The sequence below is a fragment of the Streptomyces sp. NPDC022552 genome, from assembly GCF_055561875.1.
Genome location: NZ_JBVHGJ010000003.1, coordinates 12,419 through 35,865, shown reverse-complemented (window position 1 = coordinate 35,865; position 23,447 = coordinate 12,419). Strand labels below are relative to the sequence as shown.

22 protein-coding genes and 1 riboswitch are annotated in these 23,447 nt (G+C 70.0%); of the genes, 8 read left to right on the top strand and 14 right to left on the bottom strand.

Translation table 11 applies throughout. The annotated features are described in order from the left end of the window. Positions 1 to 66: 66 nt before the first annotated feature. The 6 genes from ACZ3OF_RS09905 to ACZ3OF_RS09880 form a co-directional block, all read right to left on the bottom strand. Positions 67 to 1,083, bottom strand: a complete 1,017-nt coding sequence (locus tag ACZ3OF_RS09905; RefSeq protein ID WP_361668655.1) for a ribonucleotide-diphosphate reductase subunit beta — start codon at positions 1,081 to 1,083, stop codon at positions 67 to 69. Further along, positions 1,083 to 3,446 (bottom strand): ribonucleoside-diphosphate reductase subunit alpha, encoded by a 2,364-nt coding sequence (locus ACZ3OF_RS09900; RefSeq protein WP_361668657.1) that lies wholly within the window; start codon positions 3,444 to 3,446, stop codon positions 1,083 to 1,085. Before ACZ3OF_RS09900 ends, ACZ3OF_RS09905 begins: the two co-directional genes overlap by 1 nt. Before the next feature lie 128 nt (positions 3,447 to 3,574). Further along, positions 3,575 to 3,701, bottom strand: a riboswitch (cobalamin riboswitch). Between the two features lie 53 nt (positions 3,702 to 3,754). Then, positions 3,755 to 4,258 (bottom strand): GNAT family N-acetyltransferase, encoded by a 504-nt coding sequence (locus ACZ3OF_RS09895; RefSeq protein ID WP_361668660.1) that lies wholly within the window; start codon positions 4,256 to 4,258, stop codon positions 3,755 to 3,757. Between the two features lie 82 nt (positions 4,259 to 4,340). Then, positions 4,341 to 5,960 carry a monocarboxylate uptake permease MctP gene (mctP, locus tag ACZ3OF_RS09890; protein WP_361606474.1) on the bottom strand — a complete coding sequence of 540 codons (1,620 nt, stop codon included), beginning with the start codon at positions 5,958 to 5,960 and terminating at the stop codon, positions 4,341 to 4,343. Beyond that, positions 5,957 to 6,211: a DUF3311 domain-containing protein gene (locus ACZ3OF_RS09885; RefSeq protein WP_361668662.1), complete on the bottom strand. Its 255-nt coding sequence runs from the start codon at positions 6,209 to 6,211 to the stop codon at positions 5,957 to 5,959. Before ACZ3OF_RS09885 ends, mctP begins: the two co-directional genes overlap by 4 nt. Positions 6,212 to 6,421: 210 nt before the next feature. Next, positions 6,422 to 7,186 (bottom strand): GntR family transcriptional regulator, encoded by a 765-nt coding sequence (locus ACZ3OF_RS09880; protein WP_361436696.1) that lies wholly within the window; start codon positions 7,184 to 7,186, stop codon positions 6,422 to 6,424. Positions 7,187 to 7,469: 283 nt separating this feature from the next. Here ACZ3OF_RS09880 and ACZ3OF_RS09875 point away from each other — a divergent pair, with 283 nt between their 5' ends. From ACZ3OF_RS09875 to ACZ3OF_RS09860, 4 genes are all read left to right on the top strand, one after another. Next, positions 7,470 to 8,750, top strand: coding sequence for an extracellular solute-binding protein (locus tag ACZ3OF_RS09875; RefSeq protein WP_361668664.1), 1,281 nt, complete (start codon positions 7,470 to 7,472; stop codon positions 8,748 to 8,750). 75 nt (positions 8,751 to 8,825) lie between these two features. Continuing rightward, positions 8,826 to 9,818 carry a carbohydrate ABC transporter permease gene (locus tag ACZ3OF_RS09870; protein ID WP_467303897.1) on the top strand — a complete coding sequence of 331 codons (993 nt, stop codon included), beginning with the start codon at positions 8,826 to 8,828 and terminating at the stop codon, positions 9,816 to 9,818. Positions 9,819 to 9,862: 44 nt separating this feature from the next. Further along, the gene (locus tag ACZ3OF_RS09865) at positions 9,863 to 10,705 is read left to right on the top strand and encodes a carbohydrate ABC transporter permease (RefSeq protein WP_361668808.1); all 843 of its coding nucleotides are present in this window, start codon (positions 9,863 to 9,865) and stop codon (positions 10,703 to 10,705) included. An 8-nt stretch (positions 10,706 to 10,713) separates the two neighbouring features. Continuing rightward, on the top strand, positions 10,714 to 12,231 hold the full coding sequence (locus tag ACZ3OF_RS09860; protein ID WP_467303895.1) for a glycoside hydrolase family 3 protein: 1,518 nt from the start codon (positions 10,714 to 10,716) through the stop codon (positions 12,229 to 12,231). Between the two features lie 76 nt (positions 12,232 to 12,307). Here ACZ3OF_RS09860 and nagB read toward each other — a convergent pair whose 3' ends face one another. After that, positions 12,308 to 13,093: a glucosamine-6-phosphate deaminase gene (gene nagB, locus ACZ3OF_RS09855; RefSeq protein ID WP_467303893.1), complete on the bottom strand. Its 786-nt coding sequence runs from the start codon at positions 13,091 to 13,093 to the stop codon at positions 12,308 to 12,310. A gap of 184 nt (positions 13,094 to 13,277) precedes the next feature. Further along, the gene (locus tag ACZ3OF_RS09850) at positions 13,278 to 14,030 is read right to left on the bottom strand and encodes an SDR family oxidoreductase (RefSeq protein WP_467303891.1); all 753 of its coding nucleotides are present in this window, start codon (positions 14,028 to 14,030) and stop codon (positions 13,278 to 13,280) included. Positions 14,031 to 14,112: 82 nt separating this feature from the next. Here ACZ3OF_RS09850 and ACZ3OF_RS09845 point away from each other — a divergent pair, with 82 nt between their 5' ends. After that, positions 14,113 to 14,721 (top strand): TetR/AcrR family transcriptional regulator, encoded by a 609-nt coding sequence (locus ACZ3OF_RS09845; RefSeq protein WP_467303889.1) that lies wholly within the window; start codon positions 14,113 to 14,115, stop codon positions 14,719 to 14,721. Between the two features lie 400 nt (positions 14,722 to 15,121). Next, positions 15,122 to 16,588 carry a sensor histidine kinase gene (locus ACZ3OF_RS09840; protein ID WP_361668810.1) on the top strand — a complete coding sequence of 489 codons (1,467 nt, stop codon included), beginning with the start codon at positions 15,122 to 15,124 and terminating at the stop codon, positions 16,586 to 16,588. Positions 16,589 to 16,747: 159 nt separating this feature from the next. Here ACZ3OF_RS09840 and ACZ3OF_RS09835 read toward each other — a convergent pair whose 3' ends face one another. Then, a complete protein-coding gene (locus ACZ3OF_RS09835; RefSeq protein ID WP_003953983.1) occupies positions 16,748 to 17,005 on the bottom strand; it encodes a WhiB family transcriptional regulator in 258 nt (85 codons plus the stop codon). A 317-nt stretch (positions 17,006 to 17,322) separates the two neighbouring features. Then, positions 17,323 to 18,291, bottom strand: a complete 969-nt coding sequence (locus ACZ3OF_RS09830) for a diacylglycerol/lipid kinase family protein (protein ID WP_467303887.1) — start codon at positions 18,289 to 18,291, stop codon at positions 17,323 to 17,325. 117 nt (positions 18,292 to 18,408) lie between these two features. Here ACZ3OF_RS09830 and ACZ3OF_RS09825 point away from each other — a divergent pair, with 117 nt between their 5' ends. Beyond that, positions 18,409 to 18,822, top strand: coding sequence for a hypothetical protein (locus tag ACZ3OF_RS09825; RefSeq protein ID WP_361436503.1), 414 nt, complete (start codon positions 18,409 to 18,411; stop codon positions 18,820 to 18,822). 6 nt (positions 18,823 to 18,828) lie between these two features. Here ACZ3OF_RS09825 and ACZ3OF_RS09820 read toward each other — a convergent pair whose 3' ends face one another. The 3 genes from ACZ3OF_RS09820 to ACZ3OF_RS09810 all read right to left on the bottom strand — a co-directional run bounded on the left by ACZ3OF_RS09820 (position 18,829) and on the right by ACZ3OF_RS09810 (position 20,806). Next, entirely contained in the window at positions 18,829 to 19,887 is a 1,059-nt protein-coding gene (locus ACZ3OF_RS09820) for an RNA polymerase sigma factor SigF (protein WP_361668682.1), read from the bottom strand. Then, entirely contained in the window at positions 19,884 to 20,297 is a 414-nt protein-coding gene (locus ACZ3OF_RS09815; RefSeq protein ID WP_361436509.1) for an ATP-binding protein, read from the bottom strand. Before ACZ3OF_RS09815 ends, ACZ3OF_RS09820 begins: the two co-directional genes overlap by 4 nt. A 248-nt stretch (positions 20,298 to 20,545) precedes the next feature. Beyond that, positions 20,546 to 20,806 carry a UBP-type zinc finger domain-containing protein gene (locus ACZ3OF_RS09810; RefSeq protein ID WP_361668684.1) on the bottom strand — a complete coding sequence of 87 codons (261 nt, stop codon included), beginning with the start codon at positions 20,804 to 20,806 and terminating at the stop codon, positions 20,546 to 20,548. Positions 20,807 to 20,853: 47 nt separating this feature from the next. Here ACZ3OF_RS09810 and ACZ3OF_RS09805 point away from each other — a divergent pair, with 47 nt between their 5' ends. Next, entirely contained in the window at positions 20,854 to 22,449 is a 1,596-nt protein-coding gene (locus ACZ3OF_RS09805; protein ID WP_467303883.1) for a Na+/H+ antiporter, read from the top strand. 28 nt (positions 22,450 to 22,477) lie between these two features. Here the strand turns inward: ACZ3OF_RS09805 and ACZ3OF_RS09800 are convergent, their stop codons facing one another. After that, the gene (locus ACZ3OF_RS09800) at positions 22,478 to 23,371 is read right to left on the bottom strand and encodes a 1-aminocyclopropane-1-carboxylate deaminase/D-cysteine desulfhydrase (RefSeq protein ID WP_467303881.1); all 894 of its coding nucleotides are present in this window, start codon (positions 23,369 to 23,371) and stop codon (positions 22,478 to 22,480) included. Between the last annotated feature and the right edge of the window lie 76 nt (positions 23,372 to 23,447).

The following is a 23,447-nucleotide window of genomic DNA, read 5'->3' as shown; positions in this document are numbered from 1 at the left end:
ACGGCGAAGGGCCCCGCTCCCCCCGGAGCGGGGCCCTTCGTCGCGTACACCCGGAACGCGTGGGGACTAGAAGTCCTCGTCCAGGTCCACCGAGCCCTCGACCGCCACCTGGTAGGCGGACGGGCGGCGCTCGAAGAAGTTCGTCAGCTCCTGGACTCCCTGGAGCTCCATGAACGCGAACGGGTTCTCGGAGCCGTACACCGGGGCGAAGCCCAGCCGCTGGAGGCGCTGGTCGGCGACGCACTGGAGGTACTCGCGCATCGACTCGGTGTTCATGCCCGGCAGTCCGTCGCCGCACAGGTCCCGGCCGAACTGCAGCTCCGCCTCGACGGCCTCCCTCAGCATGTCGGTGACCTGCTGCCGGAGCGCGTCGTCGAAGAGCTCCGGCTCCTCCTTGCGGACGGTGTCCACGACCTCGAAGGCGAAGTTCATGTGCATCGTCTCGTCGCGGAACACCCAGTTGGTGCCGGTCGCGAGGCCGTGCAGCAGACCGCGGGACCGGAACCAGTACACGTAGGCGAAGGCGCCGTAGAAGAACAGGCCCTCGATGCACGCGGCGAAGCAGATCAGGTTCAGCAGGAAGCGACGGCGGTCGGCCTGCGTCTCCAGGCGGTCGATCTTCTCGACCGAGTCCATCCACTTGAAGCAGAACTGCGCCTTCTCGCGGATGGAGGGGATGTTCTCCACCGCGTCGAAGGCCGCCGCGCGGTCCTCCGGGTCGGGCAGGTAGGTGTCGAGCAGCGTCAGATAGAACTGGACGTGCACGGCCTCCTCGAACAGCTGGCGCGAGAGGTACAGCCGCGCCTCGGGGGAGTTGATGTGCTTGTACAGCGTCAGCACGAGGTTGTTGGCGACGATCGAGTCACCGGTCGCGAAGAACGCGACCAGCCGGCCGATCATGTGCTGCTCACCCGGCGTCAGCTTGGCGAGGTCGGCGACGTCGGAGTGGAGGTCGACCTCCTCCACCGTCCAGGTGTTCTTGATCGCGTCCCGGTAGCGCTCGTAGAAGTCCGGGTAACGCATCGGACGCAGGGTCAGCTCGAAGCCCGGGTCCAGCAGGTTCTTCTGTTCGTTCGAGCTCATTACTGGCAGGCCTCGCAGGACTCGGGGTTTTCGAGGGAGCAGGCGACGGCCTCTTCGGGGGTCGCCTGTACGGGAATCGGGGCGCTGGCCTGGGCCGCGCGGGCGATCCGGGTCGCCGGACGGGAGCGCAGGTAGTACGTCGTCTTCAGGCCCTGCTTCCAGGCGTACGCGTACATCGACGACAGCTTGCCGATCGTCGGCGTCTCCAGGAACAGGTTCAGGGACTGCGACTGGTCCAGGAACGGCGTACGGGCCGCCGCCATGTCGATCAGACCGCGCTGCGGGATCTCCCACGCCGTCCGGTACAGCTCGCGCACCTCGGCCGGGACCCAGGTGAAGCCGGCCACCGAGCCGTTGGACTCGCGCAGCGCCTCACGGGTCTGCGCGTCCCACACGCCGAGCCTCTTCAGCTCCTGCACCAGGTACGAGTTGACCTGGAGGAACTCGCCCGAGAGCGTCTCGCGCTTGAACAGGTTGGAGACCTGCGGCTCGATGCACTCGTACACGCCCGCGATCGAGGCGATCGTCGCCGTCGGCGCGATGGCGAGCAGCAGGCTGTTGCGCATGCCGACCGCCGCGATCCGCTCGCGCAGGGCCGCCCAGCGCTCGGGCCAGTTCAGCTCCACCTCGTAGTGGTCGGGGTGCAGGACACCGCGGGCCGCGCGGGTCTTGTCCCAGGCCGGTACCGGCCCGTTGCGCTCCGCGAGGTCGGCGGACGCCTCGTACGCGGCGAGCATGATCCGCTCCGCGATACGGGTCGACAGCGCACGCGCCTCGGCGGAGTCGAAGGGCAGCTTCAGCTGGAAGAAGACGTCCTGGAGGCCCATCGCGCCCAGGCCCACCGGCCGCCAGCGGGCGTTGGAACGGCCCGCCTGCTCGGTCGGGTAGAAGTTGATGTCGACGACCCGGTCGAGGAAGGTGACGGCCGTACGGACGGTCGCGTCGAGCCGCTCCCAGTCGATGTCCGAACCGACGACGAAGGCGCCGAGGTTGACGGAGCCCAGGTTGCAGACGGCCGTCTCGCCGTCGTCCGTGACCTCCAGGATCTCCGTGCAGAGGTTGGAGGAGTGGACCGTGTGGCCCGGCTCCGCGGTCTGGTTGGCCGTGCGGTTCGAGGCGTCCTTGAAGGTCATCCAGCCGTTGCCGGTCTGGGCCAGGGTCCGCATCATCCGGCCGTACAGATCACGGGCCGGCATGGTCTTGCGGGCCAGGCCCTTCGCCTCGGCGGCCCGGTACGCGGCGTCGAACTCGTCGCCCCACAGGTCGACCAGCTCGGGCACGTCCGCCGGGGAGAAGAGCGACCACTCGGCGTCCGCGTTGACCCGGCGCATGAACTCGTCCGGGATCCAGTGGGCCAGGTTCAGGTTGTGCGTACGCCGGGCGTCCTCACCGGTGTTGTCGCGCAGCTCCAGGAACTCCTCGATGTCCGCGTGCCAGGTCTCCAGGTAGACCGCGGCCGCGCCCTTGCGCCGCCCGCCCTGGTTCACGGCCGCCACCGAGGCGTCCAGCGTCTTCAGGAACGGCACGATGCCGTTGGAGTGCCCGTTGGTGCCGCGGATCAGCGAACCGCGGGCGCGGATGCGGGAGTACGAGAGCCCGATGCCGCCCGCGTGCTTCGAGAGGCGCGCGACCTGGTGGTACCGGTCGTAGATGGAGTCCAGCTCGTCCAGCGGGGAGTCGAGGAGGTAGCAGGACGACATCTGCGGGTGGCGGGTGCCGGAGTTGAAGAGCGTGGGGGAGGAGGGCAGGTAGTCGAGCCGGCTCATCAGCCCGTACAGCGCGGCGACCTCGTCCAGAGCGCGCGTGGAGTCGTCCTCGGCGAGGCCGCAGGCGACGCGCAGCATGAAGTGCTGCGGGGTCTCGATCACCTGGCGGGTGATCGGGTGGCGCAGCAGATAGCGGGAGTAGAGGGTCCGCAGACCGAAGTAGCCGAAGCGGTCGTCCGCGGCCGCGTCGACGAGCGCGTCGAGCCGCTCGGCGTGCAGCTGGACGAACTCGGCCGTACGGTCGGCGATCAGGCCCTCACGGTGACCGACCGTGACGGAAGCGGAGAAGGTGACCGAGCCCTGCGAGGCCGCCTCGTCGGCGATCGTGATCGTGAGCAGCCGGGCGGCGAGCCGGGAGTACGCCGGGTCCTCGGCGATCAGACCCGCGGCCGCCTCCGTGGCCAGCTCGCGCAGCTCCGCCTCGTCCGAACCGGCGTTGCGGCCCCGCAGCGCGGCGGCGGCGACCTTGCCCGGGTCGGTGTCGGTGAGATCGGCGGTGAGGTCGGTCAGGGTCCGCAGAAGCACGGTCCCGGGTCCGTCGCTCTCGTTGCCGTCGCTCTCGATCGCTGCGGCCGGATCGGCGGGCGCGATGGTCACGTGGGGGCTCTCCTCGCTCGGCTCGGGGCCGGCGGAGGGAGGCGGGCGGCGGCCGCACCCGTGGACAGGGGAGGCCGCGCCACGGCCCACTCCGCGAGGCCCGGACGTCTGTGGCACCCGGAACGGACGGACCGGGCGCGCTGTCCACAGGTCTTCGGACTCGGCCCGCGCGCACAAGCACGCAGAAACCACACCGTTGCGGGACAGTTCCGGATTTCCACCGGATTCCCCTGCGAGGACAGCGAGCATGAGCATACATGTGGGGGGCGCCCCTCGAAGCACCCCCCACATGTTGTGTCGTTGGCGAGTCAGAGCTCCAGGGCATAGGTGAGCAGCGGGTCCAAGTCGGGCACGGGTCTCCAGTCCCGGCCGGGCGTACGGACGAAGCCCATGCGCTCGTAGATCCGGTGCGCCGAGGCCATCCCGGGCTGCGTGGAGAGCACCACGCGACGGCATCCCCCGCTCTCCCGCGCCCGCTCCACACAGGCCCGTACGAGCGCCTCGCCGACCCCCCGGCCCCGCGCGTCCTTCGCCACGGCGAGCATCCGGAACTCGGCCTCGCCCTCGCCCGCGATGTCGGCCCACTCCTCGCCGCCCCGGGCGAAGGTCACCCCGCCGAGCACGACGCCCGCGCGGTCCACCGCCACCAGGACCTCCGACTCCGCGACCCGCCGGGTCACGTCCCGCAGCAGATGGAGGTAGTCGTCGTCCTCGCCGAAGTCGAGGTGTCCGTCGTCGAGATAGGCGCGCGCGGTGATGTCACCGAGGGCTTCGTGCTCCTCGGGCCGTACCGCCCTGATGGTGAGGTCCATGAGCGCAGTCTGCCTCGGGGGCACGGCGAAGGGCCCGGGATTTCCTCTCGGAGATCCCGGGCCCTCGCGCGTACCGGAACGGTCAGTGACCGGCGCCGACCTTCGGCAGCGGCTTGACGCCCGCGTCGCCCGCGTCCGCCGTGTAGTCCGACGGGGAGGTCTCGTCCACGCCGTCCGGCGCCTTGACGGCCCTCAGGACGAAGGTCAGGACGACGGTGACGATCACGTTGATCACGAAGGCGGTGAGGCCGATGTAGCCGATCTCGCCGATGCCCGGGATCTCGGCGGACGAGCCGCCGAAGTGCTTCTGCGTCGGGCTGGCCACGCCGTACGCCGCCGCCGTGCCGTAGACCATGCCGACGGCCCAGCCGGCGAGCAGCGCCCAGCGGTGGAACCAGCGGGTGAACAGACCGCCGACCAGCGCCGGGAGGGTCTGCAGGATCCAGATGCCGCCGAGCAGCTGGAAGTTGATCGCGACCGTCTTGTCCATGGTGAGGACGAAGGCGAGCGCGCCGACCTTGACCAGCAGCGACACCAGCTTGGACACCTTGGTCTCCTGCTCCGGCGTGGCGTCCGGCTTCAGGAAGTCCTTGTAGATGTTGCGGGTGAAGAGGTTGGCGGCGGCGATCGACATGATCGCGGCCGGCACCAGGGCGCCGATGCCGATGGCGGCGAAGGCCACACCCGCGAACCAGTCCGGGAACATGTTCTCGAAGAGCTGCGGGATCGCGAGCTGGCCGTTGGAGACCTTGACCCCGGCGGCGATCGCCATGAAGCCGAGCAGCGCCAGCAGGCCCAGCATCAGCGAGTAGAGCGGCAGGATCGTGGTGTTGCGGCGGATCACGTCACGGCTGCGCGAGGAGAGCGTCGCCGTGATCGAGTGCGGGTACATGAAGAGCGCGAGCGCCGAGCCGAGCGCGAGCGTCGCGTAGCCCCACTGGCCCATCTCGCCGGGCACCAGCGCGCCGCGCGGCTTCTCGGTCGCCGGGTTGATCGTCGCGTACGCCTCGCCGGCCTTGGCGAAGATCTCGTCGAAGCCGCCCAGCTTGATCGGGATGTAGATGATCGCCACCGCGATGACGATGTAGATCAGGGTGTCCTTCACGAAGGCGATGAGCGCGGGGGCGCGCAGACCCGAGGAGTAGGTGTACGCCGCGAGGACGCCGAAGGCGATGAGTAGCGGCAGGTCCTTGATGAACCAGTGCGTGGTCTCGCCGCCGCCCACGCCCATCACGTCCAGGACGGCCTGGATGCCGACCAGCTGGAGCGCGATGTACGGCATGGTCGCGAGGATGCCGGTGACGGCGACCGCGAGCGACAGGCCCTTGGAGCCGAAGCGGCCGCGGACGAAGTCCGAGGTGGTGACGTATCCGTGCTTGTGCGACACCGACCAGAGGCGGGGCAGGAAGGTGAAGATCAGCGGGTAGACCAGGATCGTGTACGGCACGGCGAAGAAGCCGGCCGCGCCCGCCGCGTAGATCGCCGCGGGGACGGCGACGAAGGTGTACGCGGTGTACAGGTCGCCGCCGAGCAGGAACCAGGTCACCCAGGTGCCGAACGAGCGGCCGCCGAGACCCCATTCGTCGAGGCTGTTCTCGTTCTCGGCTCTGCGCCACCGCGAGGCGAGGAAGCCCATGACCGTGACGGCCAGGAAGAAGAAGATGAAGACGGCGAGTGCGACGCCGTTCACGCCGTCCTTCACTTCGACGCACCTTCCTTGCGGGCGCGCTGGTCACGCTGCCACAGCTTGTAAGCGATCATGGTCAGCGCGGTCGAGATGACCACCCAGGCCATCTGGTACCAGTAGAAGAACGGGATGCCGACGAAGGTCGGTTCGACCTTCGCGTACGAGCTCACCCACAACATCGCCACGAACGGCGCGATCAGACAGAGCGCCACCACCACGCGGACCGGTGTGACGACCGGTTGTTTCCCTTGTGTCACTTCAGACATACGGCGACTCCGTCCCCTCGCTGAACACCATGGATCGCATGGATCACCTGCGTAATGCGCGTGAAATCTAGGGGACTGTTTCGTTCCATGGAACCCCCGTCCGAATAACGGACGGGTGTCGATCTCCGCGGCCCGGCGGACACGACAATGCCCCGACACTCCTCACGGATGTGCCGGGGCATCGGTTCACGCCGAAACGGCGTGCTCCGCTCAGCCGTTGGGGCGCTGGAGCCTGGCCACGAACTTGTACCGGTCGCCGCGGTACACCGAGCGCACCCACTCGACCGGCTCGCCCTGGGCGTCCAGCGAGTGGCGGGAGAGCATCAGCATCGGCAGGCCCACGTCCGTACCGAGCAGGCCCGCCTCGCGCGGGGTCGCCAGCGAGGTCTCGATGGTCTCCTCGGCCTCGGCGAGGTGCACGTCGTACACCTCGGCCAGTGCCGTGTAGAGCGAGGTGTACTTCACCAGGGAACGGCGCAGCGCCGGGAAGCGCTTGGCCGAGAGGTGCGTGGTCTCGATCGCCATCGGCTCACCGCTCGCCAGCCGCAGCCGCTCGATCCGCAGCACGCGCCCGCCGGGCGAGATGTCGAGCAGCCCGGCGAGGGTGTCGTCGGCCGTCACGTACCCGATGTCCAGGAGCTGCGAGGTGGGCTCGAGGCCCTGCGCCCGCATGTCCTCGGTGTACGAGGTGAGCTGGAGCGCCTGCGAGACCTTGGGCTTGGCGACGAACGTGCCCTTGCCCTGGATCCGTTCGAGCCGGCCCTCGACGACCAGCTCCTGCAGGGCCTGGCGCACGGTGGTGCGCGAGGTGTCGAACTCCGCGGCGAGTGTGCGCTCCGGCGGGACGGGAGTGCCGGGCGGCAGGGTCTCCGTCATGTCGAGCAAATGCCGCTTCAGTCGGTAGTACTTGGGCACGCGGGCGGTGCGGGTGGCGACCCCGCCCTCTTTCTCCGTGCTGCCCGCGTCCGTGGCCATGGCCTGCCTTCCCGACTCCTGTGCTGCTGCCGTCACCGGCTCCTCCGTCTGTCGCGGCTCACATGGTGGCACGGACCGGTCACGGGTCGTCGCCCTCCCTCAGGTGTCGGTCCGATAACGGACCCGACTGCCCTTCTTATACACCCTTGACACCCCTAAAGGTCTAGGCCAAGCTCCGGGTACTGGTCTAAACCATTAAAGACCAGGTCCCAGCCCCACGAGCACTACTCGACGTATGTCTTCGCGCGGTGGGGGGGTTGCAGGCATCCCTGAGGAGGGTGGCGTGAAGCGCAAGCTCATCGCGGCGATCGGCGTCGCGGGCATCATGGTCTCCATCGCGGCGTGTGGTGGGAACGACAAGAGCGGTGACAACGCCGGCGGCGACGCCAAGGAGCTGACCGTCTGGCTGACGGTCGACGCCCAGAACAACTGGCCGGAGCTGGTCAAGGCCGCCGACGACGCGGTGACCAAGAAGCACCCGGGCATCAAGATCAAGCACGAGTACTACGGCTGGCCGGACAAGAACACCAAGCTCGACGCGGTGCTCGCCACGGACAAGGCCCCGGACGTTGTCGAGATGGGCAACTCCGAGATGATCAGCTACATGGCCAAGGGTGCCTTCGCCGAGGTCGACGCCTCCAAGTTCGAGAACTCGGACCAGTGGCTCGACGCCCTCAAGGAGTCGGTCACCTACAACGGCAAGACCTACGGCGTCCCGTACTACGCCGGTGGCCGTGTGGGCACCTGGCGCAAGGACATCGCCGCCGAGGTCGGCGTCAAGGCCGCCCCGAAGACCTGGGCCGAGCTGACGGCCGCGCTCGACGCCATCCAGAAGAAGAAGGGCGACAAGTTCAGCGCCTGGTACCAGCCGGCACCGGACTGGTACGGCGCGATGGCCTTCGTCTACGGCGCCGGCGGCTCCATCGCCAAGCAGGAGGGCGAGACCTGGAAGGCGAACCTGTCCTCGCCCGAGTCCCTCAAGGGCCTCAACGAGTACAAGGGCATCCTCGACAAGTACATGCACGGCGACAAGACGAAGGACGAGGCCGACCGTCCCGTCGTCTTCGGCCAGGGCAACGCCGCGACGATGTTCGCCGCCGGCTGGGAGGGTGCCACCTCCGCCACCCCGGAGAACGACAAGGTCGGCGGGCTGAAGGACAAGGTCGAGAACTTCGTCATGCCCGGCCCGTCCGGCAAGGCCCTCCCGGTCTTCCTCGGCGGCTCGGACCTCGCCATCCCGGTCAAGTCCAAGGCGCAGGGCGTCGCGGCCGAGTGGATCGCCGCCTTCACCGGCGCCGAGGGCCAGAAGGGCCTCGCCGCCAAGGGCAACCTGCCCAACAACAAGAAGGACCTCGCCCCGCTGAAGGCCGACCCGGCCACCACGGTCCCGGCCACCGCCGCCGAGTCCAGCTGGTTCGTGCCGACCGCCCCGGGCTGGGGCCAGGTCGAGAAGGCCCAGATCCTCAAGACGATGCTCATCGAGATCGCCAACGGCAAGAAGTCGGTCGATGTCGCCGCGAAGGACGCGGACGCCGCGATCGACAAGGTCATCAACACCAAGTGACCTATGGGCAGGGCCCCGTCACGACGACGGGGCCCTGCCGCCCGTACCACGAGAGGGATCGCTGAGGAGCACGGGATGAGTGCCGCAGACACAACCACCGCGAAGGTGCCGCCGGTGCGGCAATCGCCACCATCCGGCTCCGGGGCCGGTACCCCGAAGCCCGGGAAGAAGCCGACCGCGGGCGGGGGTGGGACCCCCTGGCTGCTGCTCGCGCCCTGCCTGCTCGTCCTGCTCCTGGTGCTCGGCTATCCGCTCGTACGCCTGGTCACGCTCTCCTTCCAGGCCTTCGGACAGCCCCAGCTCTGGGGCTTCCAGGAGGCCGAGTGGTCGGGTGTCGACAACTTCACCAAGATCCTCGGTGACGGCGAGTTCTGGGCCGTCGTCCTGCGTACCGTGATCTTCGCGGGCGGCGCCGTCGTCCTCACGATGGTCCTCGGCATGCTGATCGCGCTGCTGCTGCAGCGGGTCTCCGGCTGGGTGAAGGCGCTCATCAACATCGTGCTCGTGGCGAGCTGGGGCATGCCCATCATCGTCGCCACCGCCATCTTCAAGTGGCTCTTCGACGCCGACTACGGTGTCCTCAACTGGCTGCTCAGCAGGATCCCGGGCGTCGACATGATCGGCCACAACTGGTTCGCCAGCGGCCCCCAGGGCCTGGCCGTGATCATGCTGCTCGTCGTCTGGGGCGCCGTGCCCTTCGTCGTCATCACGCTCAGCGCCGGCCTGACCCAGGTCCCCAAGGAGCTGGAGGAGGCCGCCCGCCTCGACGGCGCCGGGGCCTGGGGCGTCTTCCGCTTCGTCACGCTGCCCATCCTCAAGCCGATCATCGTCATGCTGACGACGCTCTCGGTGATCTGGGACATGGGCGTCTTCCCGCAGGTCTACGTGATGCGCAACGGCCACCCCGAGGCGGAGTTCCAGCTGCTCACCACGTACTCGTTCGACAAGGCGTTCGTCGTCAACGACTACGGCACCGGCTCCGCGATCGCGCTCGTCACCGTCGTCCTGCTGCTCGGCGTGGTCGCCGTGTACATGCGTCAGATGCTCAAGATCGGAGAAGTGGAGTGACCACGGACACCGCTGCTCCCGCCGTCCCCGCGGCCGCCCCGGCCGTGGCCCCGCGCCCCGTCACCCGGCGACGCAAGTCCAAGCTCGGCTGGAACCTCATCGGGCTCCTCGTCTTCGTGACGCTCGGCTTTCCGGTCTACTGGATGGTCAACACGGCCTTCAAGCCGGCCAAGGACGCCATCGACCCCGACCCGCACTTCTTCCCCTCCACCTTCACGCTGGAGAACTTCAAGCGCGCGCTGGACATCGCCGACTTCTGGGGCCCGGTCACCCGCAGCCTCATCGTCTCGTCCGTGGTCGTCGTCATCGGCATCGTCGTGGGCATGCTGGCGGCGCTCGCCATCTCCCGCTTCGCCTTCCGCGGCCGCAAGATCGTCATCGTCGGCATCCTCGCGGTCCAGATGGTCCCGCTCGTCGCGATGATCATCCCGGTCTTCCTGATGCTCAACGACCTGGGTCAGTACGACAAGATCAGCGGCCTGATCATCACGTACCTGACCTTCATCCTCCCCTTCACCGTGTGGACGTTGCGCGGCTTCATCGTCAACATCCCCAAGGAGCTGGAGGAGGCCGCCCAGGTCGACGGCTGCACCCGCACCGGCGCGTTCATCCGGGTCGTCTTCCCGCTGCTCGCCCCCGGCATGGTCGCCACGTCCGTCTACGGCTTCATCCAGGCGTGGAACGAGTACCTGTACGCGCTGATGCTCATGAGCCAGCAGAACCAGACGGCGACCGTCTGGCTCGGCAACTTCATCACGAAGAACGGCACCGAGTACGCCCCGATGATGGCGGGCTCCACGATGATGGCCGTTCCCATCGTGATCCTCTTCCTCCTCGTCCAGCGCAAGATGGCCGCGGGCCTGACGGCCGGCGCGGTGAAGGGATGACGCCGCCCATGACCACACTCGCAACCGCCTCGGACACCCTGACCCGGGACGCGCTCACGGTCCTCCAGCCCGGCTTCCTCGGCACCACCGCGCCCGACTGGCTGCTCCGCAGGATCGGTGAAGGCCTCTCCTCCGTCGGACTCTTCGGCCGGAACATCGCCTCCCCCGAGCAGCTCGCCGCGCTCACCGCCCGGCTGCGGGCCGAGCGCGACGACGTCCTGGTCGCGATCGACGAGGAGGGCGGGGACGTCACGCGCCTGGAGGTCCGGAACGGCTCCTCCTTCCCCGGCAACTACGCCCTCGGCGCGGTCGACGACGTCGACCTCACCCGGGCCGTCGCCGAGGAGCTCGGCCGCCGCCTCGCCGCCTGCGGGGTCGACCTCAACTGGGCGCCGTCGGCCGACGTGAACTCCAACGCCGACAACCCGGTCATCGGCGTCCGGTCCTTCGGCGACGGCCCCGATCTGGTCGCCCGGCACACCGTGGCGTACGTCGAGGGCCTCCAGGCCGTCGGTGTCGCCGCCTGCACCAAGCACTTCCCCGGGCACGGCGACACGAACGTGGACTCGCACCACGCGATGCCCCGGATCGATGTGGACCTCGCCACACTGCACGCCCGTGAGCTGGTGCCTTTCCGCGCCGCGATCGCCGCGGGTACCAAAGCAGTCATGAGCGCGCATATCCTGCTCTCCGCGCTCGACCCGGACCGCCCGGCGACCCTGAGCCCGCAGATCCTCACCGGTCTGCTGCGCCAGGAGCTGGGCTTCGAGGGGCTGATCGTCACCGACGGCATGGAGATGCAGGCCATCGCGTCGACGTACGGCATCGAGCGCGGATCCGTCCTCGCGATCGCCGCGGGCGCCGACGCGATCTGCGTCGGCGGCGGGCTGGCCGACGAGGACACCGTTCTGCGGCTGCGCGACGCGCTGGTCGCAGCGGTACGGACCGGTGAACTGCCCGAGGAGCGGCTGGCCGACGCCGCGGCGCGGGTACGCGCCCTGGCGGCCTGGACCCAGGCGCACCGGGCCAGGGGGGCTGTATCGGGGCCGGGCGCGGCAGTGCAGGAGGGGACCGCGCCCGGCACCGAGATCGGACTCGTCGCGGCCCGCCGGGCCCTGACCGTCACGACGGGGGAGGGGCCGTACACCCCGGTCACCGTCGCCCCCTACGTCGCCGCCTTCACCCCGGTCGCCAACATCGCCGTGGGCGACGAGACGCCCTGGGGGGTCGCGGCGGAGCTGGAGCGGCTGCTGCCCGGCACCGAGACGGGTGCCTACGACGAGCCCTCGGTGGACGCCGTGCTCGCCGCCGCGGGGGAGCGCCGGATCGTCGCGGTCGTACGGGACGCCCACCGGCACGCGTGGATGACCGAGGCCCTCGACGCCCTGCTCGCGGCCCGACCGGACACCGTCGTGGTGGAGATGGGCCTGAACCAGGCCGAGCCCCGGGGCGCGCTGCACATCGCCACGCACGGCGCGGCCCGGGTCTGCGGCCGCGCGGCGGCGGAGGCCATCGCCGGGGTCTGAGACCGGTCCGAGGGGCATACGCGGAGGGGCCCGGCACCTGGAACCAGGTGCCGGGCCCCTCTCGCCGTACCGGCCCTCAGATGCCCTGCCAGGAGGGCTTGTTGGCGTAGGTGTGGCGGAAGTAGTCCGCGAGCTTCAGCTTGGACGCGGCGGCCTCGTCCACCACGACCGTGGCGTACGGGTGCAGCTGGAGCGCGGACGCCGGTACGAGCGCGGCGACCGGGCCCTCGACGGTCTGGGCCACGGCGTCTGCCTTGCCCTCGCCGGTGGCCAGGAGCACCAGGTGCCTGGCCTCCAGGATCGTGCCGATGCCCTGGGTGATGACGTGGTGCGGCACCTGCTCGATGTCGTTGTCGAAGAAGCGCGCGTTGTCGACACGGGTCTGCTCGGTGAGCGTCTTGATCCGCGTCCGTGAGGCGAGCGAGGAGCAGGGCTCGTTGAACCCGATGTGCCCGTCGGTCCCGATGCCGAGGATCTGGAGGTCGACCCCGCCGGCGTCGCGCAGGGCCTGGTCGTACGCCTCGCAGGCCGCCTGGACGTCCTCGGCCGAGCCGTCGGGGCCCATGAAGGCGCCCTCGGAGAGCCCGAGCGGCTCGACGACCTGGCGCAGCACGGTGGAGCGGTACGACTCCGGGTGCCCGGTGGGCAGCCCGACGTACTCGTCCAGCTGAGCGATCCGGGCGCGCGAGGCGTCCACGGAACCGGCCTTGACCTGGGCGATCAGGGCCTCGTAGATGGGCAGCGGAGTCGAGCCGGTGGCAACGCCGAGCAGCGCGTCGGGCTTGCGGCGCAGGAGGCCGGCGATGCCGTCCGCGATGAGCTCTCCGCCTGCCGTGGCGTCCGGGACGATGACAACTTCCACGCTTTGCCTGCCGATCTGGTGAGGGGCTGGTGAGGGGCCTGGTGGTATAGACCAATCAAAGTTCAATCTAGCAGAGCGAAGGCCGTTCGCTCAGGCCCTTCCGACCCGCGGACGGTGCCGACGGGTGCCCTCCCCATGGTCGAACGGCGCGCCCCACGCAGCCACCCGGGCCCTGCCTCCTCCGTCAGGCGATCGAGCCTCCCGTGGCATCGATCCACTGACCGGTCACCCAGCGCCCGTCGTGCGAGGCCAGGAAAGCCACCACATCGGCTATGTCCGCGGGAGTGCCGACCTTCCCGAGCGCCGACAGCGCCGCCGCGCCCGCCCACGCCTCCTCGTTCCCCCGCAGCCAGTCCGCGTTGACGTCCGTGTCCACGATCCCCGGCGCCACCGCGTTGACCGTGATGCCCCGGCCGCCCAGCACCTTGGACAGATAGCGCGTGAAGGTGTCCAGGGCGCTCTTGGACATCGCGTACGCGATCAGCTCCGGCATGATCGCCGCGTGGCTCAGCCCGGTGGAGATGTTGATGATCCGGCCCCCGTCGCGCAGCCGCTCGGCCCCTCGCTGCGCCAGGAAGAACGCCGCCTTCGTGTTCACCGCGAAGACCCGGTCGTACTCCGCCTCGTCGATGGTGGCGAACGGCCGTGAGGTCCCGATCCCGGCGTTGTTGACGAGGATGTCCAGCCCGTCGGCCAGCTCGTCGAACCGCTCCCAGAGCGCGGCCGCGTCCCCCTGCACCCCCAGCTCCTGACCGATCGCGAAGGCCTCGCCGCCCGCCGCCTCGATCGCCGCGACGGTCTCCTTCGCGGCCGTCTCATTGGTCCCGTAGTGCACCGCGACCCGCGCGCCGTCCCGCCCGAGCCGCTCGGCGATGCCCCGCCCGATGCCCCGGCTGCCGCCCGTGACCAGTGCCGTCTTCCCCGTGAGCGCATCCATCGGACGCCCCCCTCATTTCCGTAGTGGTCGTTACAGAAAGAACCGTAGCACCCTTCCGTAACGCCCGCTATAGAATTGGCCCATGACGACGAAACAGCGCGGCCGCCCCCGCTCCTTCGACCGCCTGACGGCGCTGGAGCAGGCCACGATGGCGTTCTGGGAGCACGGCTACGAGACCACCTCCGTCTCCGACCTCACCCGCGCCATGGGCATCAGCGCTCCGAGCCTCTACGCGGCCTTCGGTGACAAGAAGGCCCTGTTCGAGGAGGTCGTGGAGGTGTACGCCGTCAGCTACGGCGCGTACGGCGGCCAGGCGTTCGAGGAGGAGCCGACGGCACGCGGCGCGCTCGGCCGGATGCTCGTGGAGGCGGCTGACGTCTTCACCGACCCGTCCCACCCGCGCGGCTGCCTGATGATCTCCGCCGCCACCAACTGCTCGACCCCGGAGGTCGAGGAGGCCCTGCGTGAGCGGCGCAACACCAACCTGGCGTCGTTCGAGGCGCGGATCCGGCAGGGTGTCGACGCGGGCGAGCTCCCGGCGGACACCGACGCGGGCGCGCTGGCCCGGCTGTACGGAGCGGTCCTCCAGGGCATGTCCCAGCAGTCCAGGGACGGTGCCACCAGGGCGGAGCTGGAGGCGGTCGCGCACGCGGCGATGCTGGCCTGGCCGGCCGCGCCGGCCGCGAGCTGAGCCTTCCAGCCTCCGCGGCCCCGCGGGCGAGGCGGCACACACGGGCCCGGCAGTATCCACAGGCCCCGAGAACACCCGCGGGCTACGGCGCCCGACGGGACCCTCAACCCGTCCGGCACCGCAGCCCGGAGTTGCTCGGCCGAGGATGTGCGGTCCCACGGCCGTGATGGGAGGTCTCGGCGCAGTCAGGGCAGAGAGCGCCGATCACCTCGTCCGCCCTCCTGTGCGGGGAGGGCGGAGGTATTCGAAAGAATGCTGCCTCGCCATTGTGGACTAGACCATTCTCGTCTGTCCATCCATCGGCAAGGCCGCGTTCCCGGTCCATCCTCCAACACGAAGGCCGCGAGATCCAGGTTCATCGCCCCTCGATTCCGCAGGTACGCTCGCTCATGTGCCCTCCATGAACGACCTCGTCCGCCAGCACACCGCTCTGAGTGAGTCCGACCTCGAGTGGCTCCACCTGCTGGTCTCGGAGTGGCAGCTGCTCTCCGACCTCTCCTTCGCCGACCTCGTTCTCTGGGTCCCTACCCTCGACGGCACGCGCTACGTCTCCGTCGCCCAGATGCGGCCCAACACCGGCCCGACCTCCTACCAGGACGACATGGTCGGCCATCTGGTTCCGCGCGGCCGCCGCCCGCTGCTCGACGCCGCCCTCGACGAGGGCCGGATCGTGCGCGAGGGCGACCCGGAGTGGCGCGAGGAGGTTCCCGTAAGGGTCGAGTCCATCCCCGTACGCCGCGAGGGCCGCGTCCTCGGTGTCATCGCCCGCAACACCAACCTGCTCACCGTGCGGACCCCCTCCCGTCTGGAGCTCACCTACCTCCAGTCCGCCTCCGACCTGGCCCAGATGATCGCCGCCGGCACCTTCCCCTTCCCCGGGGAGGCGAGCGACATGGACTCCTCGCCGCGCGCCGGCGACGGACTGATCCGGCTCGACGCCGACGGCATCGTCCAGTACGCCTCGCCCAACGCCCTCTCCGCGTACCACCGGCTCGGCCTCGCCGCCGACCTCGTCGGCCAGCACCTCGGGCAGATCACCGCCGAACTCGCTCCCTCCCGTGGCCCCGTCGACGAGGCCCTGGTCAAACTGGCCTCCGGCTACGCCCCGCGCGAGGCCGAGGTCGAGGGCAACGGCGGCGTGATCCAGCTCCGCGCGATCCCGCTCAAGCCCAAGGGCACCCGCATCGGTTCGCTCGTCCTGCTCCGCGACGTCACCGAACTGCGGCGCCGCGAGCGAGAGTTGATCACCAAGGACGCCACCATCCGGGAGATCCACCACCGGGTGAAGAACAACCTCCAGACCGTCGCGGCGCTGCTGCGCCTCCAGGCGCGCCGGATGGACTCCGACCGCGGGCGCGAGGCACTCAACGAGGCCGTTCGCAGGGTCGGTTCGATCGCCATCGTCCACGAGACCCTGTCCCAGAACCTGGACGAGCGCGTGGAGTTCGACGAGATCGCCGACCGGGTGATCGCGATGGTCGCCGAGATCTCCCCGGGCAAGGTGACCTGCCGGCGCAACGGCCGCTTCGGCATCCTCGACGCCGAGGTCGCCACCCCGCTCTCCATGGTCCTCACCGAGATTCTCCAGAACGCCCTGGAGCACGCCTTCGCACAGGGTGAGCAAGGCACCGTCGAGGTCACGGCCGTCCGCGGCGAACCCCGCGCCGACGCCCGGCTGCTGATCACGGTCAAGGACGACGGCCGCGGTCTGCCCGAGGGCTTCGACCCGCAGCGCGCCGGCAACCTCGGCCTGCAGATCGTACGGACCCTGGTGGAGGGGGAGTTGGGCGGCACGTTCGACATGCAGCCGGGCGCGGAGCGCGGGACCAGGGTCGTCCTCGACATCCCCGTACGGTCCCAGAAGTAGCCGAACGCCCCGGCGCGCGCCACCGAACAGCAGCGAGCCCCGGGCCGAAGGAATCGGTCCGGGGCTCGAATGCTGTGGGTTACTGCTGCGCGCTGCGGCTCGGGAGCGGTGATTGCGTACGCGATGTACGCGCCGCCTGCCTCAGGCTCTTCAGGGTGTTCAGGCGCTGGCGTTGCGCGCCCGGTTACGAGCGGCACGGCGCTTCATCGCGCGGCGCTCGTCCTCGCTGAGGCCACCCCAGACGCCGGAGTCCTGGCCGGACTCGAGCGCCCACTGCAGGCACTGCTCCATGACGGGGCAGCGGCGGCAGACGGCCTTGGCTTCCTCGATCTGCAGCAGCGCAGGACCGGTGTTGCCGATGGGGAAGAACAGCTCGGGGTCTTCCTCACGACAAACGGCGTTGTGACGCCAGTCCATGGCTGCTACCTCTCTGAGTGTTACAAGCTGGTTGCTTGTGAATGTGAACGCTTTCACGAATCCCCCCGTAAGTGAAGGGCCGACTGCCAGATGAACTGGTGTGGTCCTTGGACTGAGGAGGGGTTCTGGCTCTCAGTGGAGGCCGGTCTTGCGGGCCGTCCCGATCGCCAAGAAGAGACTCGCAAACCTCGGCAGCGGATACAACCCCTTCCGGAAAGTTTTTTTTGATTCCTCGGTGTCGACTAGGTCACAGCCGTACTTCTAAGGGGTGGATGGCAGCCTAAACGTTCGAGTGAAAGGACTTTAGGCCCTTCCACTCACACAATCACACGCAGTGCACGGCGAACGCCTGTGAACGTCACGCTCGTACGCAGTCCGAGGTGGTCTCCGTCCATCTGGAGAGGGAGTGGAACCTTCGAATGCAAGGTGAAGTCGGTGAGGTCGTGAAGAGTCAGGGCGTGCTTGCCGTGCGGGCCGCGTTCGGGGCTGGAAGTGAGCAGCTGAGTGGCGTACCGGGCCACCGCGGGGGCCGAGAGCCGGTTCAGTCCGAGCACGTCGAGGGCCGTCTCGAACGAGGCCTCCGGAGACGCGTACACCGGACGATTGCCCAGGTAGGTCCAGGGGGAGGTGTTGCAGATTATGGACAGGACCAGGTCCTCGACCGGCGCCTCGCCGGGGCGGGACAGGGTGATCGTTCCGTGTCGGCGGTTGGGCTCCTCCAGGAACTGACGGAACACCTGGCGGAGGTACAGCGCGTGCGTGGATCTCTTGCCGCGTTCCCGTTGCTGTTCGACTCGCCCGATGACACTCGCGTCGAAACCGAATCCGGCGCAGAACGTGAACCAGCGGGACGGGACCCCTTCGTCCTCCGTCCCGGGCGTACCGGACGCGAGCCCGAGGCTCACTGTGCGTGCACGGCGCTCACGGAGCGCGTCGAGCAGCGCGCCGGTCGCCTCGACGGCGTCGTTGGGCAGTCCGAGCGCCCGGGCGAAGACATTGGTCGAGCCGCCCGGGACGACCGCGAGCCCCGGCAGCCTGTCCGGATCCGGCCCACCGTGGAGCAGTCCGTTGACGACCTCGTTCACCGTCCCGTCGCCACCGAGAGCGACGACCAGCTCTATGTCCTCGGACTCGGCGGCCCGGCGACCGAGGTCCCGGGCGTGCCCGCGGTACTCGGTGGTGACGGCCTCCAGCTTCATCTCGCTCGCGAGGGCGTGGATGAGGACGTCACGCGTGCGGGCACTGGTGGTGGTGGCTGCCGGATTGACCACAAGAAGTGCGCGCATGGCCGCCAGCGTACCTACCCGGCGGTACCGATCCCAGTCGTGGCCATCAGGCGGACGCCCCCGCGGGACGGCCCCTGGCCCACGGTACGCACCCGGGCCCCGGCTACCCTGCCTGGTATGAGCAGTACGGAGCAGACTCCCCGACCCGCCCGGTTGACCGCGGCGGCGGCGGTGGCCGGAATCGAAGCCCTCGCGCTGGTGATCGGGGGCGTGTACGTGCTCGTGACGGCGTTCACCGGCGACCCGGACGGCCTGACGCAGGCGCTGATGGGCGGCGCGACTCTGATCGCGCTCGGTCTGATCCCGGGGGTCGCGGCACGCGGACTGCTGCTGCGGCGGAGCTGGAGCCGCGGGCCGGCGATCATCACCCAGATCCTGGCGCTGCCGGTCGCCTGGCAGCTCCTCCAGGCGAACAGCGCCATGATCCCGGCCGGCATCGCCCTCGCCGCCCTCGCCGTCGGCGGCCTGGTCCTGCTCGTCAACCCCGCGACGACCGAAGCCCTGGGCATCGGCCGCCGCGGCGAGGCGTGACGGCTCCTACTCCTCGACGAGCAGCTTCTCCCGGAGCTGGGCCAGCGTGCGCGCCAGCAGACGGGAGACGTGCATCTGCGAGATGCCGACCTCCTGCGCGATCTGCGACTGGGTCATGTTCCCGAAGAACCGCAGCAGCAGGATCCGCTTCTCCCGGGGCGGCAGGTCCTCCAGGAGCGGCTTGAGCGACTCCCGGTACTCGACCCCCTCCAGGGCCTCGTCCTCGGCGCCGAGCGTGTCCGCGACCGCCGGGGACTCGTCGTCCGTGTCCGGCACGTCCAGGGAGAGCGTCGAGTAGGCGTTCGCCGACTCCAGACCCTCCAGGACCTCCTCCTCCGAGATCCCGAGCCGCTCCGCGAGCTCGTGCACCGTCGGCGAGCGGCCGTGCAGCTGGGAGAGCTCCGCCGTCGCCGTCGTCAGCGAGAGCCGCAGCTCCTGCAGCCGGCGTGGCACGCGCACCGCCCAGCCCTTGTCCCGGAAGTGCCGCTTGATCTCGCCGACGACCGTCGGTGTCGCGTACGTCGAGAACTCGACACCCCGCTCCGGGTCGAAGCGGTCCACCGACTTGATCAGACCGATCGTCGCGACCTGTGTCAGGTCGTCGAGCGGCTCGCCCCGGTTACGGAACCGCCGGGCCAGGTGCTCGACCAGCGGCAGGTGCATCCGTACCAGCTGATTGCGCAGCTCCGCCTTCTCCGGGGAACCCTCCGGGAGCTTGCGCAGCTCGACGAAGAGCGCGCGCGCCCCGCTCCGGTCGTGCGGATCCGGGGCCTCGTGCGACTCGGAGACCTCGTGGACCTCGGAGTCCTCGGAAGCCTCATGAACCTCGGAGACCTCGGCGGCCCCGGAGACCTTGGCGGCCTCAGGAACCTCCGTGGCCCCGGAGACCGCCGTGGCCCCGGAGACCTCGGCGTGCTCCGCGTCCTCGGCGTCCTTGAGGACCTCTTTGTGCTGCTCGTGCTCGCTCATCTGGACCGCCTGCTCCGTAGCGACCTCGACCTCGACCTCCGGATGCGGCCGCGCCTGCTGCTCAGGGATGCCGGCCGTCGCGTCCCCGCTCCTCACGCCGGGCCTGGCCCCGCGCCGCGCTGTTTGTACAGGCTGATGGAGACGGTCTTGTCGTCCGCCACGGACGACTCGACCTTCCCGGCCAGCGCGGAGAGCACCGTCCAGGCGAAGGTGTCCCGCTCCGGAGCCCGCCCGTCCGTCGTCGGCGCCGAGACCGTCACGTCGAGCGAGTCGTCCACGAGCCGGAAGACACAGCTGAGGACGGAGCCCGGTACGGCCTGCTGGAGCAGGATGGCGCACGCCTCGTCGACGGCGATCCGCAAGTCCTCGATCTCGTCGAGGGTGAAGTCCAAGCGTGCCGCGAGGCCGGCCGTGGCCGTACGCAGCACGGACAGGTAGGCACCCGCAGCGGGCAGCCGGACTTCCACGAAGTCCTGGGACCCGGGCTCGCCTGCGATCTGGGACACCCTCACCTCCAAGGTGGCACAAGCTCATTCGGGGCCCGGGGGAGAAAGCCCCCCGAACCGGGCGGTACGCAGTCGGTTGCGCAATCCGCCGTGACGCTATCGCGATCCATGCTGCCGTGTCGCCGGGGGCCCCGGTCGGGACCCCGCCCCCGTCTGTCACTCATGGTAAGGCCATGAGTACGGACAGTGGCTAGAGGTCTGCGGGGCCCAATTGCGAGCGACCGGCGGAGGATTGTCGTACCCACCCCTCAGACGATCGAACCGTCCACGAAACACCACCGCCAGCGCTCGTTCGGCTCGAAGGTCCGCATCACCGGGTGGCCGGTGGTCGAGAAGTGCCCGGTGGCGTGCTGCCCCGCCGAGGAGTCACAGCATCCCACGTGCCCACAGCTGAGGCAGAGCCGCAGTTGGACGGGGTGCGTGCCGTCGGTCAGGCATTCAGGGCAGGTGTCGGTCAGCGGCACCGGTTCGGGGCGCGGCATTTCGGCAACGTGAGGGCACTCGCTCATGATGGCCAGGTTACGTGGTGGAACGAGCCGGGGACGGGGACCGAGGGATGGACGCATTGCAGCTGGTGGCACTCGTCGCGGGGAGTGCCGTGGTGGCGGGAGTGGCCCGCAGGACACCGGTACCGGCGCCGCTGCTCCTGGTGGCCGCCGGCCTCGCCGCCTCGTACGTGCCCGGCGTCCCGGACTACACGCTCGACCCGCACATCATCCTGCCGCTCATCCTGCCCCCGCTCCTCTACACGGCGGCGGTGGACTCCTCGTACCTCGACCTGCGGGCCAACATCCGGCCCGTCGCCCTGCTCTCGGTCGGGTACGTCCTCTTCGCCACCGTCGCCGTCGGCTGGCTCGCGTACCTCCTCGTCCCGGACCTGCCGCTGACCGCCGCGCTCGTGCTCGGCGCGGTCGTCGCGCCGCCGGACGCGGTCGCCGCGACGGCGATCGCCCGCAAGCTGGGCCTGCCGAACCGGATCACCACCATCCTCCAGGGCGAGTCCCTGGTGAACGACGCCACCGCCATCACCGCGTTCAGGGTCGCGCTCGCCGCGGCGGTCGGCGAGGGCATCAGCTGGGCGGGCGGCATCGGCGAGTTCGCGCTCGCGGCGGTCGGCGGCATCGGCGTGGGTCTGGCTTTGATGGTCCCCATCCACTGGCTCCGCTGCCACCTCGGCGAGGCCCTGCTGCAGAACACCCTCTCGCTCCTGATCCCCTTCATCGCCTACGCGGCCGCCGAGCAGGTCGGCGCCTCCGGTGTCCTCGCCGTGGTCGTCGTCGGCCTCTTCCTCGGACACCGCAACTGGCAGGTGGACTTCGCGACCCGCCTCCAGGAGGAGGCCGTGTGGAAGATGGTCGCCTTCATCCTGGAGTCCGCCGTCTTCGCCCTCATCGGGCTACAGCTGCCGTACGTCGTCCAGGAACTCGGGCGGTACGGGATCGGCGAGGCGGCCTGGTACGCCGCGGGGGTCTTCATGGCCGTGGTCGTCGTCCGCTTCGTCTGGGTCTACCCCGCCACCTTCCTGCCGCGCTGGATGTCGGCGCGGATCAGGGAACGGGAGCCGGAGGTGGACTGGAGGGCGCCGCTGATCGTCGGCTGGGCCGGCATGCGCGGCGTGGTCTCGCTGGCGATCGCCTTCTCCATCCCGGTGGCCACGCACGGGGAGGAGTTCCCCGCCCGCAACCTCGTCCTCTTCCTCACCTTCACCACCGTGATCGGGACGCTCGTGGTGCAGGGCCTCACCCTGCCGCCGCTGATCCGCCTCCTGAAGCTTCCCGGCCGCGACACGTACGCGGAGACCCTGGCCGAGGCGCAGGCCCAGAGCGAGGCCTCCCAGGCCGCGGAGGAGCGCCTGGACGCCCTGCTGGCCGACGAACGCAACGCTCTGCCGCAGCCGCTGGCCGACCGGCTCCGCACGGTCCTGGAACGGCGCCGCAACGCGGTGTGGGAGCGCCTCGGCGCCGTCAACGAGGTGACGGGCGAGACGGCCGACGACACCTACCGCCGGCTCGCCCGCGAGATGATCGAAGCCGAGCGCGAGGTGTTCGTCCGCCTCAGGGACGAGCGGCGCATCGACGACGAGATGATGCGGACGCTGCTGCGCCGCCTCGACCTGGAGGAGGCGGCGGCGTATCGGGAGGGGACGGCCTGAGGGCGGGGAGCGGTGTCCCGACGGGGCGTCACCGCGGGGCGCCGGTGATCACCGCCGCGACGGTGGTGCCCGGGGCGAACGCGCCCTCCTCGGCCAGGGCGGCGAGTCCGTAGAGCATTTTGGCGACATACAGTCGCTCGATGGCGAGTCCGTGCCAGGCCTCGAACTCCTGGGCGAACGCGTCGAGAGCCGGTGTCGTACGGGCGTAACCGCCGCCGTGGAAGCGCTCGTCGAGGCTCCACTCGCCCCGGGAGCCGCCGAACGCGGCGCGTTGCAGGGCGCGTATCTCCTCGCCCAGGAAGCCGCCCTTGAGGACCGGGACACCGAGCGCCCTCTGCCCGGGGCCCAGACCGGCCGCCAGGCCCGCGAGCGTGCCCCCTGTGCCGCAGGCGACGGCGACCACGTCGGCCGCCCCGCGCAGCTCGCGACCGAGCTCCACACAGCCCTCGACGGCGAGCGCGTTGCTGCCGCCCTCCGGCACGACGTACGTCCCCGGAGGGGACTGCGCGAGCAGGCCCGCCAGCACCTCGGGGTCCGACTTGGCGCGGTACGTGGCCCGGTCCACGAACATCAGCCGCATCCCGTCCGCCGCGCACCGGGCCAGTGAGGGGTTCAGGGGGCGGTCGGCCAGCTCCTGCCCGCGTACGACCCCGATGGTGTGGAAGCCGAGCAGCCGTCCGGCGGCTGCCGTCGCGCGCAGATGGTTGGAGTACGCGCCGCCGAAGGTGAGGACCGGACGGCCGTCGGCCGCCCGCAGGTTGAGTGCCAGCTTGCGCCACTTGTTGCCCGGCAGATCCGGATGGATCAGGTCGTCACGCTTGAGCAGCAGGCGCAGGCCGCGCCGGGTGAAGCGCTCGTCCTCGACCGGCTCCAGGGGGGACGGGAGCCGGGGCCGCAGGCCGGAGAGGTCGAACGCGTTCACCCGGCCATTGTCGCCGCCGGTGGGGGCGGGGCGCGCCTGGCGGCCACCTCGGCCGCCTGGCCGCCCGCAGCCGCCC

Excerpts from the sequence above, each read along its gene's own strand:
- ACZ3OF_RS09845 (WP_467303889.1), top strand. The coding sequence starts at position 14,113 with ATGACGACGAAACAGCGCGGCCGCCCCCGCTCCTTCGACCGCCTGACG.
- ACZ3OF_RS09885 (WP_361668662.1), bottom strand. The coding sequence starts at position 6,211 with ATGTCTGAAGTGACACAAGGGAAACAACCGGTCGTCACACCGGTCCGC.
- ACZ3OF_RS09880 (WP_361436696.1), bottom strand. The coding sequence starts at position 7,186 with ATGGCCACGGACGCGGGCAGCACGGAGAAAGAGGGCGGGGTCGCCACC.
- ACZ3OF_RS09895 (WP_361668660.1), bottom strand. The coding sequence starts at position 4,258 with ATGGACCTCACCATCAGGGCGGTACGGCCCGAGGAGCACGAAGCCCTC.
- ACZ3OF_RS09870 (WP_467303897.1), top strand. The coding sequence starts at position 8,826 with ATGAGTGCCGCAGACACAACCACCGCGAAGGTGCCGCCGGTGCGGCAA.
- ACZ3OF_RS09840 (WP_361668810.1), top strand. The coding sequence starts at position 15,122 with ATGAACGACCTCGTCCGCCAGCACACCGCTCTGAGTGAGTCCGACCTC.
- ACZ3OF_RS09850 (WP_467303891.1), bottom strand. The coding sequence starts at position 14,030 with ATGGATGCGCTCACGGGGAAGACGGCACTGGTCACGGGCGGCAGCCGG.
- ACZ3OF_RS09805 (WP_467303883.1), top strand. The coding sequence starts at position 20,854 with ATGGACGCATTGCAGCTGGTGGCACTCGTCGCGGGGAGTGCCGTGGTG.
- ACZ3OF_RS09860 (WP_467303895.1), top strand. The coding sequence starts at position 10,714 with ATGACCACACTCGCAACCGCCTCGGACACCCTGACCCGGGACGCGCTC.
- ACZ3OF_RS09835 (WP_003953983.1), bottom strand. The coding sequence starts at position 17,005 with ATGGACTGGCGTCACAACGCCGTTTGTCGTGAGGAAGACCCCGAGCTG.
- ACZ3OF_RS09810 (WP_361668684.1), bottom strand. The coding sequence starts at position 20,806 with ATGAGCGAGTGCCCTCACGTTGCCGAAATGCCGCGCCCCGAACCGGTG.
- ACZ3OF_RS09830 (WP_467303887.1), bottom strand. The coding sequence starts at position 18,291 with ATGCGCGCACTTCTTGTGGTCAATCCGGCAGCCACCACCACCAGTGCC.
- ACZ3OF_RS09905 (WP_361668655.1), bottom strand. The coding sequence starts at position 1,083 with ATGAGCTCGAACGAACAGAAGAACCTGCTGGACCCGGGCTTCGAGCTG.
- ACZ3OF_RS09825 (WP_361436503.1), top strand. The coding sequence starts at position 18,409 with ATGAGCAGTACGGAGCAGACTCCCCGACCCGCCCGGTTGACCGCGGCG.